At 41.6% G+C, this 15,326-nt stretch carries 13 protein-coding genes; 11 read left to right on the forward strand and 2 right to left on the reverse strand.

The annotated features are described in order from the left end of the window. Positions 1-107: 107 nt before the first annotated feature. The 6 genes from AC1DPK_RS23990 to AC1DPK_RS24015 all read left to right on the forward strand — a co-directional run bounded on the left by AC1DPK_RS23990 (position 108) and on the right by AC1DPK_RS24015 (position 8,915). Positions 108-1,676 (forward strand): glycosyltransferase, encoded by a 1,569-nt coding sequence (locus AC1DPK_RS23990; protein WP_477511850.1) that lies wholly within the window; start codon positions 108-110, stop codon positions 1,674-1,676. A gap of 139 nt (positions 1,677-1,815) precedes the next feature. Then, positions 1,816-3,759, forward strand: a complete 1,944-nt coding sequence (locus AC1DPK_RS23995; RefSeq protein ID WP_477511851.1) for an ATP-dependent DNA helicase — start codon at positions 1,816-1,818, stop codon at positions 3,757-3,759. 260 nt (positions 3,760-4,019) lie between these two features. Next, positions 4,020-5,486 carry a spore germination protein gene (locus AC1DPK_RS24000; protein WP_477511852.1) on the forward strand — a complete coding sequence of 489 codons (1,467 nt, stop codon included), beginning with the start codon at positions 4,020-4,022 and terminating at the stop codon, positions 5,484-5,486. 19 nt (positions 5,487-5,505) lie between these two features. Continuing rightward, a complete protein-coding gene (locus AC1DPK_RS24005) occupies positions 5,506-6,600 on the forward strand; it encodes a spore germination protein (protein ID WP_477511853.1) in 1,095 nt (364 codons plus the stop codon). After that, positions 6,597-7,814, forward strand: coding sequence for a Ger(x)C family spore germination protein (locus tag AC1DPK_RS24010; RefSeq protein WP_477511854.1), 1,218 nt, complete (start codon positions 6,597-6,599; stop codon positions 7,812-7,814). Before AC1DPK_RS24005 ends, AC1DPK_RS24010 begins: the two co-directional genes overlap by 4 nt. 165 nt (positions 7,815-7,979) lie before the next feature. Continuing rightward, the gene (locus AC1DPK_RS24015) at positions 7,980-8,915 is read left to right on the forward strand and encodes a tyrosine-type recombinase/integrase (RefSeq protein WP_477511855.1); all 936 of its coding nucleotides are present in this window, start codon (positions 7,980-7,982) and stop codon (positions 8,913-8,915) included. Between the two features lie 94 nt (positions 8,916-9,009). On the opposite strand, the gene AC1DPK_RS24020 is transcribed toward AC1DPK_RS24015, so the two are convergent. Together AC1DPK_RS24020 and AC1DPK_RS24025 are read right to left on the reverse strand one after the other, a co-directional pair. After that, on the reverse strand, positions 9,010-9,810 hold the full coding sequence (locus AC1DPK_RS24020) for a (2Fe-2S)-binding protein (RefSeq protein ID WP_477511856.1): 801 nt from the start codon (positions 9,808-9,810) through the stop codon (positions 9,010-9,012). 97 nt (positions 9,811-9,907) lie between these two features. Beyond that, positions 9,908-10,747 (reverse strand): sugar phosphate isomerase/epimerase family protein, encoded by an 840-nt coding sequence (locus tag AC1DPK_RS24025; protein ID WP_477511857.1) that lies wholly within the window; start codon positions 10,745-10,747, stop codon positions 9,908-9,910. A 227-nt stretch (positions 10,748-10,974) separates the two neighbouring features. Between AC1DPK_RS24025 and AC1DPK_RS24030 the strand changes: the two genes are divergently transcribed. The 5 genes from AC1DPK_RS24030 (at position 10,975) to AC1DPK_RS24050 (ending at position 15,309) form a co-directional block, all read left to right on the forward strand. Beyond that, positions 10,975-11,544 carry a class I SAM-dependent methyltransferase gene (locus AC1DPK_RS24030; protein WP_477511858.1) on the forward strand — a complete coding sequence of 190 codons (570 nt, stop codon included), beginning with the start codon at positions 10,975-10,977 and terminating at the stop codon, positions 11,542-11,544. Positions 11,545-11,588: 44 nt separating this feature from the next. Continuing rightward, positions 11,589-12,281 (forward strand): response regulator transcription factor, encoded by a 693-nt coding sequence (locus AC1DPK_RS24035; protein ID WP_477511859.1) that lies wholly within the window; start codon positions 11,589-11,591, stop codon positions 12,279-12,281. Beyond that, the gene (locus tag AC1DPK_RS24040) at positions 12,271-13,347 is read left to right on the forward strand and encodes a HAMP domain-containing sensor histidine kinase (RefSeq protein ID WP_477511860.1); all 1,077 of its coding nucleotides are present in this window, start codon (positions 12,271-12,273) and stop codon (positions 13,345-13,347) included. Before AC1DPK_RS24035 ends, AC1DPK_RS24040 begins: the two co-directional genes overlap by 11 nt. 82 nt (positions 13,348-13,429) lie before the next feature. Continuing rightward, a complete protein-coding gene (locus AC1DPK_RS24045; protein WP_339202589.1) occupies positions 13,430-13,858 on the forward strand; it encodes a GNAT family N-acetyltransferase in 429 nt (142 codons plus the stop codon). A gap of 122 nt (positions 13,859-13,980) precedes the next feature. Continuing rightward, a complete protein-coding gene (locus tag AC1DPK_RS24050) occupies positions 13,981-15,309 on the forward strand; it encodes an IS3 family transposase (protein ID WP_477511861.1) in 1,329 nt (442 codons plus the stop codon). Positions 15,310-15,326 lie beyond the last annotated feature (17 nt).

The following is a 15,326-nucleotide window of genomic DNA, read 5'->3' on the forward strand; positions in this document are numbered from 1 at the left end:
TAAGCCTCCATTCTGAAAAAATGATCTGGGTTTTGCATAATAGATGCATATGCCTCATATGGATTATCATTCCTAAGGAATTTCTGTGGAATAAAGGAGGCCTAACGTTGAAGCGAATATTGATTGGAAGTCCCATTCGCCAAAGACCGACCATATTGCGTCACTTTTTAGCCTCGCTTGCGCGAATCGAAGCAAGCTCTTTTAAAGTAGATTATTTCTTTATTGACGACAATGATAACGAGGAGTCCTCGCAATTGCTGAGCGATTTTATATCGAAGCAAAAAGAGAACAATGAAAGTGAAACCATCTTAATAAGAGGCGATTCGATAACACCATATGCAAGGGATGAGTTTACTCATTACTGGAGCAATGATTTAATTGATAAAATCGCAAGCTGGAAGGATCATATGATCCAAACAGCGAGAGAGCAGCAATATGATGGACTATTCCTCATTGATTCGGATTTGCTGATTCACCCGGAAGCAATTGAATCTTTGATTTCTTCCGAGAAAGAGATCATTTCCACTATTTTCTGGACACAGTGGCAGCCTAATACGATGGAAATGCCGCAGGTTTGGCTGAAGGATACGTATTGGCCGTTTCAGTCAGATGGAACAGTAAAAGCCGGTGACGGTGCGGAAGCGGCTGTCATGTTTCTAATGAAGCTTAGAGTACCTGGTGTTTATCAGGTTGGCGGCCTTGGTGCATGCACGTATATCACTCGCTCAGCACTGGAGAAGCCGATATCATTTCGGACGATCTCGAATGTATCATTTTGGGGCGAAGATCGTCATTTCTGCATTCGAGCAGTTGCTCTTGGCATCGATTTGTACGTGGACACCAGATACCCAGCCTTTCATATCTACCGAGAATCGGATATTGAGCGCGCTATATTGTTTATGGAATCCACGCAGGACAAAGCATATACAAATTCGAATATGTTGCCAGCACAAGGACCTACGATCATTGTGCCCACAGCAGGTCCTAAGCTTACGTTATCTATGATCGTAAAAAATGAGGGAGAGCGCTTTTTAAAGGAAGTGCTTGAGCATCATAAGGAATATATAGATCATGCGGTCATTATTGACGATGGAAGCACGGATCATACCGGGGAAATCGTTCATGAATGCCTTGCCGGCATTCCGTTGACCTATATTAAAAACGAAAGCTCGCAATTTCATAATGAAGTAAAGCTAAGAACGCAGCAATGGGAAGAAACGATTCGCATTCGGCCGCAGTGGATTCTGAATATGGATGCGGATGAATATTTTGAGCAAAAATTTAAGGAAGAGCTGCCAGTGCTGCTAAACGATACGGAAACGTTCACTTATTTGTTTCGATTATTTGATTTTTGGTCGGAAGATCATTATCGCGAGGATGTATACTGGAATGCCCATAGCGTGTACCGCCCATTTTTATTGAAATATGTAGAGGGATTTTCTTATGTGTGGAAGCAAACCCCTCAGCACTGCGGGAGATTTCCTGAAAACATTTATTCACTTGCTAATAAGACGTCAAACCTGCGTGTAAAACATTTCGGCTGGGCGCGGGAGCAAGATCGTTTGCATAAATACGACCGGTACAAGAAGCTTGATCCTGATGCGATTTATGGCTGGAAGGAGCAATATGAATCCATTTTGGATGAGAAGCCGAATCTGGTGAAATGGATAGAGTAATAAAGCAAATAAATCATAACCTTTGACTAAGCATACACTCTAGTGATATATTTGAGTGTACGAATAGTGCAGGAGATTTCACAACCGGCTGTGTGTCCGCATACAGCCGGTTGTGCCTACTATATGGAGGCAAGCAACCTTGAATAAATATCCATTTGAGTTTGACCCGAAACAACCTTTTATACAACAGGCTAGCGATTGGATCGCTGATGTTTTTTATGAGAAGCTGCCTGAAGCTGGTTTTGAAATTAGAGATGAACAAATTTATATGGCTTTTCAATTGGAACGTGCTTTTGCAGATAAACAAACGATATTTGCTGAAGCTGGAGTTGGAACAGGTAAAACATTCGTTTACTTGTTGTATGCGATCACCTATGCTCGGTACACAAGAAAACCAGCAATTATTGCTTGTGCCGATGAATCCTTAATTGAGCAGCTTGTAAAGCCTGAAGGCGATATTGCAAAGCTTGGAAAATATTTGGATCTAACGATTGATGCTAGATTAGGCAAATCAGCAGATCAATATATTTGCTTGAAAAAGCTGGATAATGCAAGAGCTGGACAAGATAACGCGGAGCTATATGACAATATATATCGTGAACTTCCAAGCTTCGTCCATAAGCAGGATTCTATGCAAAGCTTCCATCCATATGGAAATCGCAAGGACTACCCAAGCTTAAATGATGAGCAGTGGAACGAGCTGGGCTGGGATGTATTTCAGGACTGCTTAGTGTGTGACGTTAGACATCGCTGTGGTCAAACACTCTCACGCGACCATTATCGCAAATCTGCAGATGTCATTATTTGCTCGCATGATTTCTATATGGAGCATATATGGACATATGACGCAAGAAAACGTGAAGGCCAGCTTCCATTGCTGCCAGAGTACAGCTCTGTAGTATTTGATGAGGGCCATCTGCTTGAAACAGCCGCACAGCAAGCGCTGACTTACAAGCTGAATCATGCTGTTTTTGAAGGAATCGTCATAAGACTGCTGCAAGAAGAGATTCGTGAAACTCTTGCTGTAGCTGTTGAGGATGCGATTGCCCAAAGTGAATTCTTATTTAAAATGTTGAATAAGCACAGCCAGAAGGTTCCTGCTTCGGATCGCAAGGAAATCATTTGGAGTGCGGAGCTTATTCGTGAAATTAATCGTTTGCAGGATACGCTATCGGTTATAGAAGAAGAGCTCGTATTCGAAAGCGGCTTATACACAATCGATACGTATCAGCTAAAAATCGTTGAAGAGCATTTGGAAATGATTCAATTTGCGCTTTCCTTATTCAAGCAAGCGGACAAGCCAATTAGCTGGGTTTCGCAGGATAAAGAAGGAACGTCACTCGTCATCATGCCAAAAGTGGTGAAGGAAGTGTTGAAGGAGCAAGTTTTATCTCGTAAAATGCCAATCGTATTTTCCTCAGCAACGCTCTCGGTTAACGGCTCATTTGAATATATGATGGACATATTGGGAATGGATAGCTCATTATCGTTCTCGGTTCCATCACCATATGACTATGAGCAGCAAATGACTGTGGAGATTCCAAAAGCTGAACAGTTTACGGCGCTTAACGATAAGGTAAATGAAACGTATCGCTTGCTTAAGCAATCAGGCGGAAGATCGCTTATTTTGTTCCCATCGATGGAGCAGCTAGAGCAATTTAAGGCAGAATCGGACAAGCATGCGGATTGTGCGGCTTATACTTTCTTTTATGAGGGCACAAGCGAAATTAGCTATTTGATTGAACAGTTTCAACAGGATGAAGCCAGCATTTTATGTGCAGTGACATTATGGGAAGGTTTAGATATTCCTGGTCCATCTCTTTCCCAGGTTATTGTGTGGGAACTTCCGTTTCCTCCAAATGATCCATTATTCGCAGCGAGACGGAATGACTCGGAATTACCATTCGAACAAGTGGATATGCCGTATATGCTGCTTCGATTACGTCAGGGCATTGGACGTTTGATTAGAACACGTGAAGACAGCGGGAAAATCGTTATTTTTGGCCAAAAAATGAATGATAGCTATGTGCGTGAACAAGTGGAAGGTGTGCTTCCGAAAGGTGTAGCATTAAGTTATTCCTAAAAAGAGAATAAGGTTCAAATAAGGAGAAGGGGAAACCCTTCTCTTTTTTTTATTCCTGCACTTTGAACGAACATAAGTTTATAACCTACCCATTACGGCAAAAATAGGAATAATTCGACAAAAAACAACAAGGAGTGTATGTGCTATGGCTTTACACGATCAGATAAACATTCCTAATTGGACGGTATGCGTACAAGCTGTTGTCACCCTCGTGATTCCTCTTCTTATCTCATCTATTTTTAATCGTTATCGCCAAGCTGATGATGAATAATCCGATGAGCGAAAATATTCAAGTTCGGCTGAAAGCCATTCATGAACAAATGGAGTTTCATTCCGATGTTTTGGTGCGTGAGTGCTCTATTGGGGATACGGGTATAAGCGCAGCTATTGTTTTTGTAAATGGATTAGCAGATTGTGATTTGATTGATCAGCATATTTTGAGAGCGTTAATGTCTGTTCAAGGAGAAGGCAAAACCGTCTCAAAATCGTTTTTAACCAATCAGATATTAACTGTTAGTCAATTAAGTGAAGTCCATTCTTTAGAAGAAATGCTGCCAAAAGTATTAATGGGTGCAACAGCAGTGCTCGTTGATGGAATTGATGAAATTATTATCATTGGCACTGCAAGGAGCAAATCTCGAAATATTGAGGAACCAATCTCTGAGGCATTAGTTAGAGGGCCGAGAGCAGGCTTTAATGAGAACTTATCCGACAATACTGCGATTCTAAGAAGACATGGTGAAAATGCCAGCCTATCATTCATGAGCATGCATGTTGGCACACGTGCTAAGAAGCAGCTCATCATTGCTTATATTAAAGATATTGTTGATCCTGAATTAGTTGAAAAGGTCAGGAGCAGGGTAAGCAAGATCGATATTGATAATTTACCCGAATCAGGATACGTTGAGCAGCTGATTGAGGATAATTTTTTGAGTCCATTTCCACAGGTGCAGAGTACGGAAAGGCCCGATCGGGTCATTGGCGCATTGATGGAAGGCAGGGTTGCCATTCTGCTTGACGGTACCCCTTTTGCGTTGATTGCACCTGTTACATTTAGCATGCTTCTGCAATCACCGGAGGATTATTATGAGCGTTGGATGGTTGGCACACTGCTCAGAATGCTGCGTTTTCTTGCCGCTTTGATCGCGTTATTGACACCAGCGATGTACATTTCTTTCATATCGTTTCATCCAGGCCTAATACCAACTAAATTGGCTATTTCTATCGTTGGTGCTAGGGAAGGTGTGCCTTTTTCATCTCTTGTTGAAGCGCTCATTATGGAGGTAGCGATAGAAATATTGCGAGAGGCGGGGCTTCGACTGCCTAAACCAATTGGACCGGCCATGGGAATCGTAGGAGGTTTGATTATTGGTGAAGCGGCTGTTCGAGCTGGTATCGTGAGTCCGATTTTGGTTATTGTCGTTGCGGTTACTGCGATATCGTCGTTTGCAATACCACAATACAATGCTGGGATAGCACTAAGAATGCTGCGTTTTGCTGCTATGTTCTGCGCTGCTGCATTCGGTATGTATGGCGTAATTTTGTTTTCCTTAATGTTATGCGCACATATCGTCAAACTTAAGAGTTTTGGCGTACCCTATGCGAGCCCAGCAGTTCCGTACCGTATTAAAGATTGGAAAGACTTTATTGTTCGCATGCCGATATTTATGATGAAAAAACGACCTGAAATGCTGAAGCCGAAAGACAATACACGCACGAAGAATTGAATTTGGAAGAAGGCATTATATGAAAAAGATGTCCAATGATCGTATTACAACCGTTCAAACCGCTGTGATCATTTCAAACTTTATGCTGGGTTCAGGAATTCTTACGTTGCCTAGAGCTTCTGTTGAAAAAGTAGGGACACCAGATGTATGGATATCGGTACTGATCGGGGGAACGGTTGCCTTATTAGTAGGCGTGTTTATGGCTGCATTGGCAAAATTACATATCAATCAAACGGTATACCAGTTTACTCAGAAGCTTCTCGGAAAATGGATAGGAGGCATAATTGGCATCGCGTTTGTTATTTATTTTTTCATGACAGCTGCTTATCAGGTGCGTGTTTTATCTGAGGTTACGGAATTTTTCCTGCTGGAAGGAACGCCTCCATGGGTCATTGTCATGGTTTTTATTTGGGTTAGCTTCTATTTGATGACCAGCGGCATTAATCCCATTGCGAGGTTATTTGAGGTCATTTTGCCGATAACAATCGTTATTTACGTATTAGTCATGTTAATGTCTTTACGGATATTCGAAATCGATCATTTGCGGCCTGTATTAGGGCAAGGAATCATGCCTCCTCTCAGGGGGGTCCAAACAACCTCACTGTCCTTTCTAGGCGTAGAAATTATATTGATTTTAACTGCATTTATGGATAATCCGAAAAAATCGGTAAAAGCAGTCGTCTATGGCACAGCGATTCCGTTCTTTATTTATTTGCTGACCGTAATTATTGTAGTTGGCGGGCTATCGATAGATGTTGTCATTACACGGACGTGGCCAACACTCGATCTTGTACGCAGCTTTGAGCTTTCTGGACTAATATTTGAAAGGTTTGAATCGTTTTTCCTTGTCATTTGGATTATGCAAATCTATTCTTCTTTTGTCATTACGTATTATGCTGCAGCCTTGGGATTGTCACAAGTATTCAAAGCAAAAATGATGAAATGCTTATATTTCTTACTGCCCATTGTATTTCTAGTTTCCACGCTTCCAAAAAATACGAGCGCTTTGTTTGTATACGGCAGCTTGCTAGGCAATACCGCTCTTTATTTGTTTGTCTCTATGACCATCATATTGTTTGGTATGACGAAGTGGAAAAAAAGGAGTGTAAAATGATGAAGATCCACAGCAACAGTCGGGGACGATTTATATTAGCATGCCTATGCACGCTAACGCTGCTTGTCCAAACGGGTTGTTGGAGCAAGGATGAGATTGAGGATCTTGGGCTATATGTCGGAATAGCGCTTGATGTTGCCAGCAAAACGGAAATTGAGAAAAAAATGGATAAGCTGAGTACCTCTAATCGGAAAAAGGATCTGATCACCTACACGCTGCAAATTATAGATAAACAATCAGAGGGGAAAGACGGTGAATCTTCAGGTGTTGTAACAGCTAAACCTTATATAAATGTTTCGGAGACAGGAGATTCACTTTTTGAAATGGTTAGAGGATTTTCTGCACGAATGGAGCGGCCTGTCATCGGTCATCATTTGAAGGTGATCGTTATAAATGAGATGTTGTCTCGAAAATACAGCATGAATAATCTCCTTAGCTTTATGTTGAGGGATAATAATATTCGGCCGAATAGCTTAATTGTCATGAGCAGCGGCATGGCTAGAGATGTATTTGAATCAAAAGGTACTAACATTATACCTTCGTTCCGTGTAATTGAGATGATCGGTAATCGTTATCGTACATTGAAGATCATACCTCCGATGTCGCTTATTGCAGTAGAGGGTAAAATGCATGCAAAGTCCAGCTATTTACTCCAAAATATTGTTGCTGCTGAAGGCGAGATTGAATTTTCAGGTGCAGCCGTTATTAAGGGGAAAACCCAAAAGTTCAAAGGACTGTTATCGGAGGAAGAATTGTTAGGCATAATGTGGTTGACTGGCAAAGGCAAAGGCGGGTTAGTAAAAAGCTATGATCCTGAAACGAAGCAGGTCATTGCCTATGAGATCAAAACGCTTAAAAGTAAAATAATTTCACAGGTCAAGAATGGAAAAATTAGTTTTCACGTAAATATAGAATCGGATGGTCGACTAATTGAAGAGTGGTTAATTGACAACGAGCCTCTGGATCATAAATTTGTAACCAAAGCTGTACATTCATCAGAGAAGGAAGTAGGCCGACTCGTGAATAGAGCCTTACATAAAATTCAAAAGGAATATAAAACAGACGTCATGGGTTTCGGTACTAAACTAAGCATATCGCATCCAAAAGTATGGCAAAAGGTTAAAGAGGATTGGGATGAAGAATTCAGTCGCATTCCGATTACGTATAGCATTAAACTAGCTATTACGGATACAGGAGCAAAACGGAAGCATTGATCGCTATTTTTATCGAAAAAATCATCATTTCTGCGGATAAAAAACTGCGTGAAATACATATTTCACGCAGTTTGCTTTTATATCAACTTTTAAGCTATCATAATAGAGTAATGGTCACTTAAATAGAGTGTGAAAATAGGTTTTTTATGGAGGATTTGCTTGCGAATGGGACAACATGAGGTGACGGATAGCTATGGCTTGGAAATGGACTTATTTTCGATTTGGATGAAAAATAAAGGGATGACCAAGTCCACACATCAAGCCTACATAAATGATGTTCGTTTTTTTCTACAGACGGTACATCCAACAGAAACAAAACATATTACGAAAATGGATATTATGCGCTACATGGCCGTTTGCCGTGAGAAGGGGGCAGGGGATGAGGCGCGCAATCGCAAGCTTTCTTCTTTGCGTTCATTTTTTAAAGCGTTGAACGAGATGGAGCATTTGGAAGGCAATCCTGCTGCACTTATCGCAAAGTCCAAGCAGGAGAAAAATCGTATTCCGGTTTACTTGGAAGAAAATGAACTCGAAGCGCTTCTGCAAGCCATACAGGGGAAATATTATATTCGCAATGTCGCAATTGTTTTATTAATGTCCTATGCCGGTCTTCGCGTCGGTGAGGTACACCGGATGAATGTACAGGATTTTAGGCAGGATGGATCGATTCATATTCTCGGGAAAGGGCGTAAATGGCGAGTTATCCCTTTGCCGGATGCACTGCAGCATGTATTGAATGAGGCGCTTGCTGAGCGCAAGGAATCCAGGCAGGGTAAGGAGCAGCCGTTTTTTGTATCGCAGTTTGGACGAAGATTATCTATACGAATGATACAGACCGTCGCTGATGAAACGATCAAGCTGCTAAAGGAGACGATGCCTGCACTTGCGGATAAAAGGCTATCGAGCCATAAGCTACGGCATTCATTTGCAACGATGCAAATTCGCAGCGGTACAGACATACGAACCTTGCAAGAGCTGCTTGGGCACGCGAGTATTGAAACAACACAAATTTACACGCATATTGATAATAAACAGCTTCGAAATGCGATGAACAACATTTCCAGTAAAATCCCAATGAAATTTCAGAATAAGGATACATAATAATAATTATGTAAACAAATATTGAAATTATAAAATAATGCAGCAAAAAAAGCTGATGTCAGGTACATGTAGTATCTGACATCAGCTTTTTATATTAGTGGACGCTAGCTGCAACCAGCTTGCGTCTTTCTTCACGTTCTTCTGGCAGCAAACGAGGGCAGGTATAACATTTCACACCATCAACACGACAATCGTACATACAGCATGAAGAGCGAAGAACGATTTGTGGACCTCCAGGTGACCACGGATCATCGATATACCGAGGTTTGTGAACAAAAGGGTTCCGTTTCCGATTAAATACCTCAGCAGGCAGACCGAGAATGACCTCAAGATCGCGCTGTACAATTGTCAACAGTGACTGATCGTTCATATTATTTTTCAGAAAATCAATCACACCCTGCAGTTGTCCACCGACCTGGTTCCAGATCATGGCGGATTTCACATCGGCACTTATGGCTACAGCTTCGACGATATCGTTAATCTCATCCGTAAAGCTAGTTCGAAAGGCATTCTCTAAAAACTGCTTTCTTTCTTGTTCTTCGGTTGGCACATCTGTCCAGCGAAGCTCATTAATTTTGAAGCCCAGATGGGCATGATCATCGTGTTTCTCAAGCTGATAAGTTAAATTATGTAGCGATAAATCCAAATAACGGTTGTATTGGGCAACAAAAAATAGATTCGTTATGCACAGATTAAAGAAGGACATGCCTACAAAGGAAGCAGCTAGTTGCATGCCCGTTGCTTGCACCATTTCTCCGGCTTTTATAAGTGTTGCATGAGCAGTTTCTTTATCATAAAAGCTGATCGCTGGCAGCTCAAGCAAGGGATGAGCTGCACCTTTCGGAGAAATGTGAAAATATGTTTCTACAAGTGTAAAGTCCATATCATGTGCCATGTATTTGTGCCCCATTTCGGTTTCTCAAAATATACTTATAGAGTAGGTATACTCGATAATGATTATCATTATTCCACTCTATAAGTATAGGAGGGGGCTAGCGGACTGTCAATATTAATGGCTCTACAATTGCTTTAACTCGGTTAAGCCCTTCCCACATATCTCCTGGGCCATCGTATATGAGAACATAAGCACCCTTAAACCCAACTCGTTCAACCTCAGTAAGATAGGGGACTAGCTCGTCCTTATCAGGGACACCGGCATCATCATAGGTAGGCTTAACATGAACTGAGACGCTTAGTGGTGCCGTATCGCCAATTTCACTGATTTTGTCCGCGCTATGATAGTTGCCGAAGTCGGTTATAAAGCCTACTGCTTTACCCGCATGCGCAAGCAGCTTAAGACTGCTTTCCGATGTCGACGTAAGCGCTTTGAAATTTTCAGTTATAACATGAACATTTCTAGAAGCAGCATATTCAGCTAGCTCGGACAAGGAGGAAGCGGACAATTCAATGGCAGCATCATCACTAGGTGAAGCTTCACCAGCAATGACACGAATTTGTTTAGCTCCACTTTGTGAAGCAATATCGATCCAATTCTGAATGAAACTAAGATCTGCTGTTCTTTTAGCCGCATCAACTGTTGTTATGTCGCCATAGTCGAGCAGCAAGGTATCAAACTTAATCGCAGCATTTTCGAAAGAGAGGCGAAGCTGCTCAAGATAAGCCGGTTCAGTTGAAGGAAAATGAAAATGGCAAACTTCAAGCGCTTGATAACCTCTAGCAGCTGCTTCAGCTGGAAGGTCTAGCAAAGTCGTAAGCTGCGGTTGTTCTTGTACACGCGTTTGATGAGTATTCGTTTCGTTATCCCATACCGTCCAGTGAAGAGGTCCAAGATTACGATGTAAGCTCCATGTGCTAATTGATAGATATGACACTATATATCCCGCCTTTACTATATTATTTAATCCTAAGGCTAGCATAGCACGCAGCAAGCCGAAAAAAAGCTTCGCTTTTGGCATATTACTCCTCTAGTTGGTCATTTTTGTGGGATATTGAAGTGAAAGAATGAATGCTCTTCAGAATAAATTCATATTTATCCTCGCTTTATCCGCACAATTTCTTGTTAGCATGAGGAAAAGAAGCGAGGGAGTGACCAACAATCATGGGAATAAAACAATCGTTAAAGGAAAAATGTTTGTTTCTGTATAAGTTTTTATATAAGCCTATGGAAATCGGCAGTGTCATGCCGAGCTCCAAGTATTTGGCCCAAAAGATGGTCGAGAGCATCCCATGGCATGAGGTACTAGCGGCAGCGGAGCTTGGTGCTGGCACCGGTGCGATTACAAAGCAAATTCAGGAAGCTGCTCATCAACAAACGAAAGTTTTGCTTTTTGAGACAGATCCGTATATGTTAAAAACATTGAAAGAAAATTACCCAAATTTTTTATGTTATGAGAACACGACAAACTTGCAAGCAGCCTTACAGCAAGAAGGGATTGAGCAATTGGACTGTGTCATTAGCGGCTTGCCTTTTTTCAATTTCCATCAGACACTGAGGGATATACTGATCGCGCAAATAGTAAACTCCTTAAAGGATGATGGATGGTTTGTTGCCTTTCAGTATTCGCAGCAAATGAAGAAGCAATTAAGTTTACATTTTCATATTGAAAAGATTATTTTTGTACCTATCAATGTTCCGCCTGCTTTCGTCTACGTTTGTAGAAAAAAATAGCCTTTATAAGCATATCGCAGAACTTCATTAAAGGAGGTAAACAAGTGAGCAGGACGATTTTGGTTGTTGACGATGATCCGGAAATTCGTGATATTCTACACATCTATTTAAGGAATGAAGGATATCGTGTAGTGGAAGCTGTCGATGGACAGCATGCAGTTGAGGTTGTCAACCGCGAACCCGTTCATTTGATTATTCTGGACGTTATGATGCCCAAATGGGATGGGATTAAAGCTTGCCTCAAAATTAGAGAGGAACACGATGTCCCCATTATTATGCTTTCTGCAAAGGGCGAAGATATCGATAAAATTACAGGTCTATCCACAGGGGCTGATGATTATGTTACAAAACCGTTTAATCCATTGGAGCTGCTGGCACGAGTCAAAGCACAGCTGCGAAGGCAAACCTTGACGGTCCAGGCGGTGAGTGCTTCAAACGAAATTACGATAGATGCGCTTATCATCAATAAGGATCAGCATTTGGTTACAGTAAAAGGCCAAGAAATAGCGCTAACACCTATCGAATTTGCAATATTGCTGCTGCTCGCATCGCACAGGGGGCAAGTCTTTAATATCGATAAAATTTATCAGAACGTATGGAAGGATCAATCCGCCTTTTACTCCGAAAATACGGTCATGGTTCATATCCGCAATATTCGAGAGAAAATCGAAGAAAACCCTAGGGAACCGAGATATATAAAAACGGTATGGGGAGTGGGCTATAAGATTGAAAAATAATGTGAGCAGTATGCTAATGGGACTGCGCAGCATTCGTGGTCTTATGCTGTGGGTGCCCGTCCTAAGTTTCATCATTGCCGTGGTTTTTATCGTAGGAATGGATCATTTTACTCGAACACAATTTGGGTTTATACTCAATAATTTCATATCGTTGCCTTTATTTTTCGGTATATTTATTTTTTTCTTCTTTGTTTTTACGCGTGGTGTGGTCAGTTATTTCAAAGAAATAACGTATGGGCTAATCAAAATAGCCGGTGGGGATCTGGAATACCGCGTTCCGTTAACAAGGCAGGATCAACTGGGTATCGTTGCTCAAAATATTAACCATATGGCTCAGCAGCTGCAAACACAGCTAGAGCGAGAACGAATGCTCGAACAGTCGAAGATGGAGCTAATCACACATGTTTCGCATGATTTGCGGACTCCGCTTACCAGCATTATCGGCTATTTGGATTTATTGAAATCACATGCCTCTCAAGATCCAAGTGAACAAGAGCGATTTATAGACAATGCTTTCCACAAGACGCAGCAGCTTAAGAAATTGATCGATGATTTGTTTGAATATACACGACTGACTGGCGGAGATCACAACTTCATTAAGCAATCCGTAGATATCAACAAACTAGTAGAGCAGCTTATTATTGAATTTGAGCCTGTTGCTGCCGAGCAGGGAATCATTGTGGTGAAAAGCTTTTGTGCAAGACCGGTCTGTGTCGAGAGTGATACGCAGAAAATAGTGAGAGCTATTGACAATCTTTTAATCAATGCGCTCAAATATTCGATCAAACCGAGTGTGATGACGGTAAAAGCAACTGCCTCGAACGATATATTTCGGTTAACCATTGAAAATGAAGGAGTACCGATTAATCCTCATGAGGAAGCGCAATTGTTTGATCGTTTTTTCAAGCGGGAGTCGAATGATATTCGCAGCTCTATGCCAGCTGGTACAGGTCTTGGACTTACCATTGCCAAACAAATAGTAGAGATGCATGGAGGAGAAATCGGCGTTGTTCATGACAACGGCCATTATATTTTTTGGATTGAAATACCGATAAGTTTTGGCTAATTAGCAAATTAGCATTATAATAAACATAGAGGCTGAATAGTCGCAGTTTTATAGAGATTTCTTTATGGAAGGAAAGAGAAAGATGGAAACAAAACGGATTACGACAGATGAGCAATTGGAAGAGGCGTACCTGATTCGAAAAACAGTCTTCGTCAAAGAGCAAGGTGTTGCGGAGGAAGTAGAGCTTGATGAATACGATGCAATTGCTGATCATGTTCTTGTATATTACGAGAATGTACCTGTTGGAACGGGCAGAGTGCGGATCGTCGATGATATGGCAAAAATAGAGCGGATTTGCGTATTGGCTTCACACCGCATGCATAAACTCGGCAAAGCAATTATGGACGAGCTTGAGTTGATCGCACGTGAAAAGGGGCTTAAGAAAGCGAAGCTGCATGGACAAGTTCAAGCAGCAGCTTTTTATGAGAAGCAAGGTTATGAAGTAGCATCCACCATCTTTATGGAAGAGAATATCCCGCATGTTAAGATGGTTAAAGATTTATCACATTAAATAAAAAGAATGAAGAGAGCCTGCTCATTAAACTGGTACCCATACACTGGACACTTTGAAAAAAGGGTTTAGTGTATGGGTACCTTTTTTTGTATACTAGAGTGAACAGCGGGGGCGATCGTATGAGTAAAAAACACTTTAATCAACAGGAACAAGAACAGTTAGCTAATAACCCATATGTCTTACGAGTCAGCGAAAAATCGATTACGTATGCTAATGAATTCAAACGTGTGTTCATTGACCAGTATGTGTCGGGACGAACTCCGAGGGAGATTTTTGAAACCAGTGGATTTCAAGTGGAGATCCTCGGGATGAAGCGGATCGAACAATGTGCAGATCGTTGGAAGAAAGCGTACGAAAAAGATGGGATTACGGGACTTGCGGACTCGAGAAAAGAAGCGGTTCTACGTCCATCAAAGCGAGATTTATCTCCTGAAGAGATCATTGCCAGGCAGGATGCAAAGATTAGGCTTTTGGAAGCTCAACTGGCATACGTAAAAAAGTTAGACTGGAACGAAAGGAGGCTAACAGCAAACGGAAAGATCCTAAATCCGAGTGATTGTTTTAACCTTATTCAGGAAGCCGTTCAACAAGGTTTGGGGCGAATGACACGTTATCTTTGTCAACTGCTTGACGTGTCACGCTCTGGCTTTTATAACTATCTTCACTCTGCTGACAAGCGTCAGGAGCGTACGTTAGCGGATGAGCAAGCAGGTGCACTTATCAAGAAAGCCTTTCATCGAAGAGGTTATAAAAAAGGCTCCCGATCCATTAAGATGACGCTCCAGAGCGAATATGACACCTGTTACAATCTAAAGCGAATTCAAAGGCTAATGAAAAAATTCGACCTCGTTTGTCCTCATCGAAAACCTAACCCGTATCGACTTATGACCAAAGCTACACTCGAACACCGCACGCTCCCAAATAAGCTGCAGAGGGACTTTAAGAAAGGAATCCCAGGCCTTGTTTTACTCACGGATATCACCTATCTTCCGTATGGAAAATCACAGACGGCTTATTTGTCGACCATTTTGGACGCCTCTACAGGGGAACTTCTAGCCCGAAATCTCTCCGTATCCCTCCAACTGCCTTTAGTCACAAACACCATTGAATCATTAATGAAACAGAAGCGCGTAAAACTTCATAAGAAGGTCTTTATCCATTCCGATCAAGGGAGCCATTACACGAGCCCTACCTACCAGAAATTATTGAAGAGTAAGGGACTTGGACAATCGATGTCACGTCGTGGAAACTGTTGGGATAATGCACCTCAGGAGTCCTTCTTCGGTCATATGAAAGATCATGTGAAGAGCCAAGACTGTACAACCTTGGCTGAATTAGAACGAGAAATTAATCGCTATATTCGTTATTACAATCATCATAGATATCAGTGGAAACAAAAAAGGATGACTCCTGTTCAGTACAGGAATCATCTCTTAAGTGTGGCTTAGTGCTCTTTTCTTTTCAA

The organism is Paenibacillus sp. 01T424 (genome assembly GCF_056398745.1).

What these genes read in the sequence shown, in the direction of transcription:
- AC1DPK_RS24000 (WP_477511852.1), top strand. Translation starts at nt 4,020, where the DNA reads ATGATGAATAATCCGATGAGCGAAAATATTCAAGTTCGGCTGAAAGCC.
- AC1DPK_RS24005 (WP_477511853.1), top strand. Translation starts at nt 5,506, where the DNA reads ATGAAAAAGATGTCCAATGATCGTATTACAACCGTTCAAACCGCTGTG.
- AC1DPK_RS24010 (WP_477511854.1), top strand. Translation starts at nt 6,597, where the DNA reads ATGATGAAGATCCACAGCAACAGTCGGGGACGATTTATATTAGCATGC.
- AC1DPK_RS24015 (WP_477511855.1), top strand. Translation starts at nt 7,980, where the DNA reads ATGGGACAACATGAGGTGACGGATAGCTATGGCTTGGAAATGGACTTA.
- AC1DPK_RS24020 (WP_477511856.1), bottom strand. Translation starts at nt 9,810, where the DNA reads ATGGCACATGATATGGACTTTACACTTGTAGAAACATATTTTCACATT.
- AC1DPK_RS24030 (WP_477511858.1), top strand. Translation starts at nt 10,975, where the DNA reads ATGGGAATAAAACAATCGTTAAAGGAAAAATGTTTGTTTCTGTATAAG.
- AC1DPK_RS24045 (WP_339202589.1), top strand. Translation starts at nt 13,430, where the DNA reads ATGGAAACAAAACGGATTACGACAGATGAGCAATTGGAAGAGGCGTAC.
- AC1DPK_RS24050 (WP_477511861.1), top strand. Translation starts at nt 13,981, where the DNA reads ATGAGTAAAAAACACTTTAATCAACAGGAACAAGAACAGTTAGCTAAT.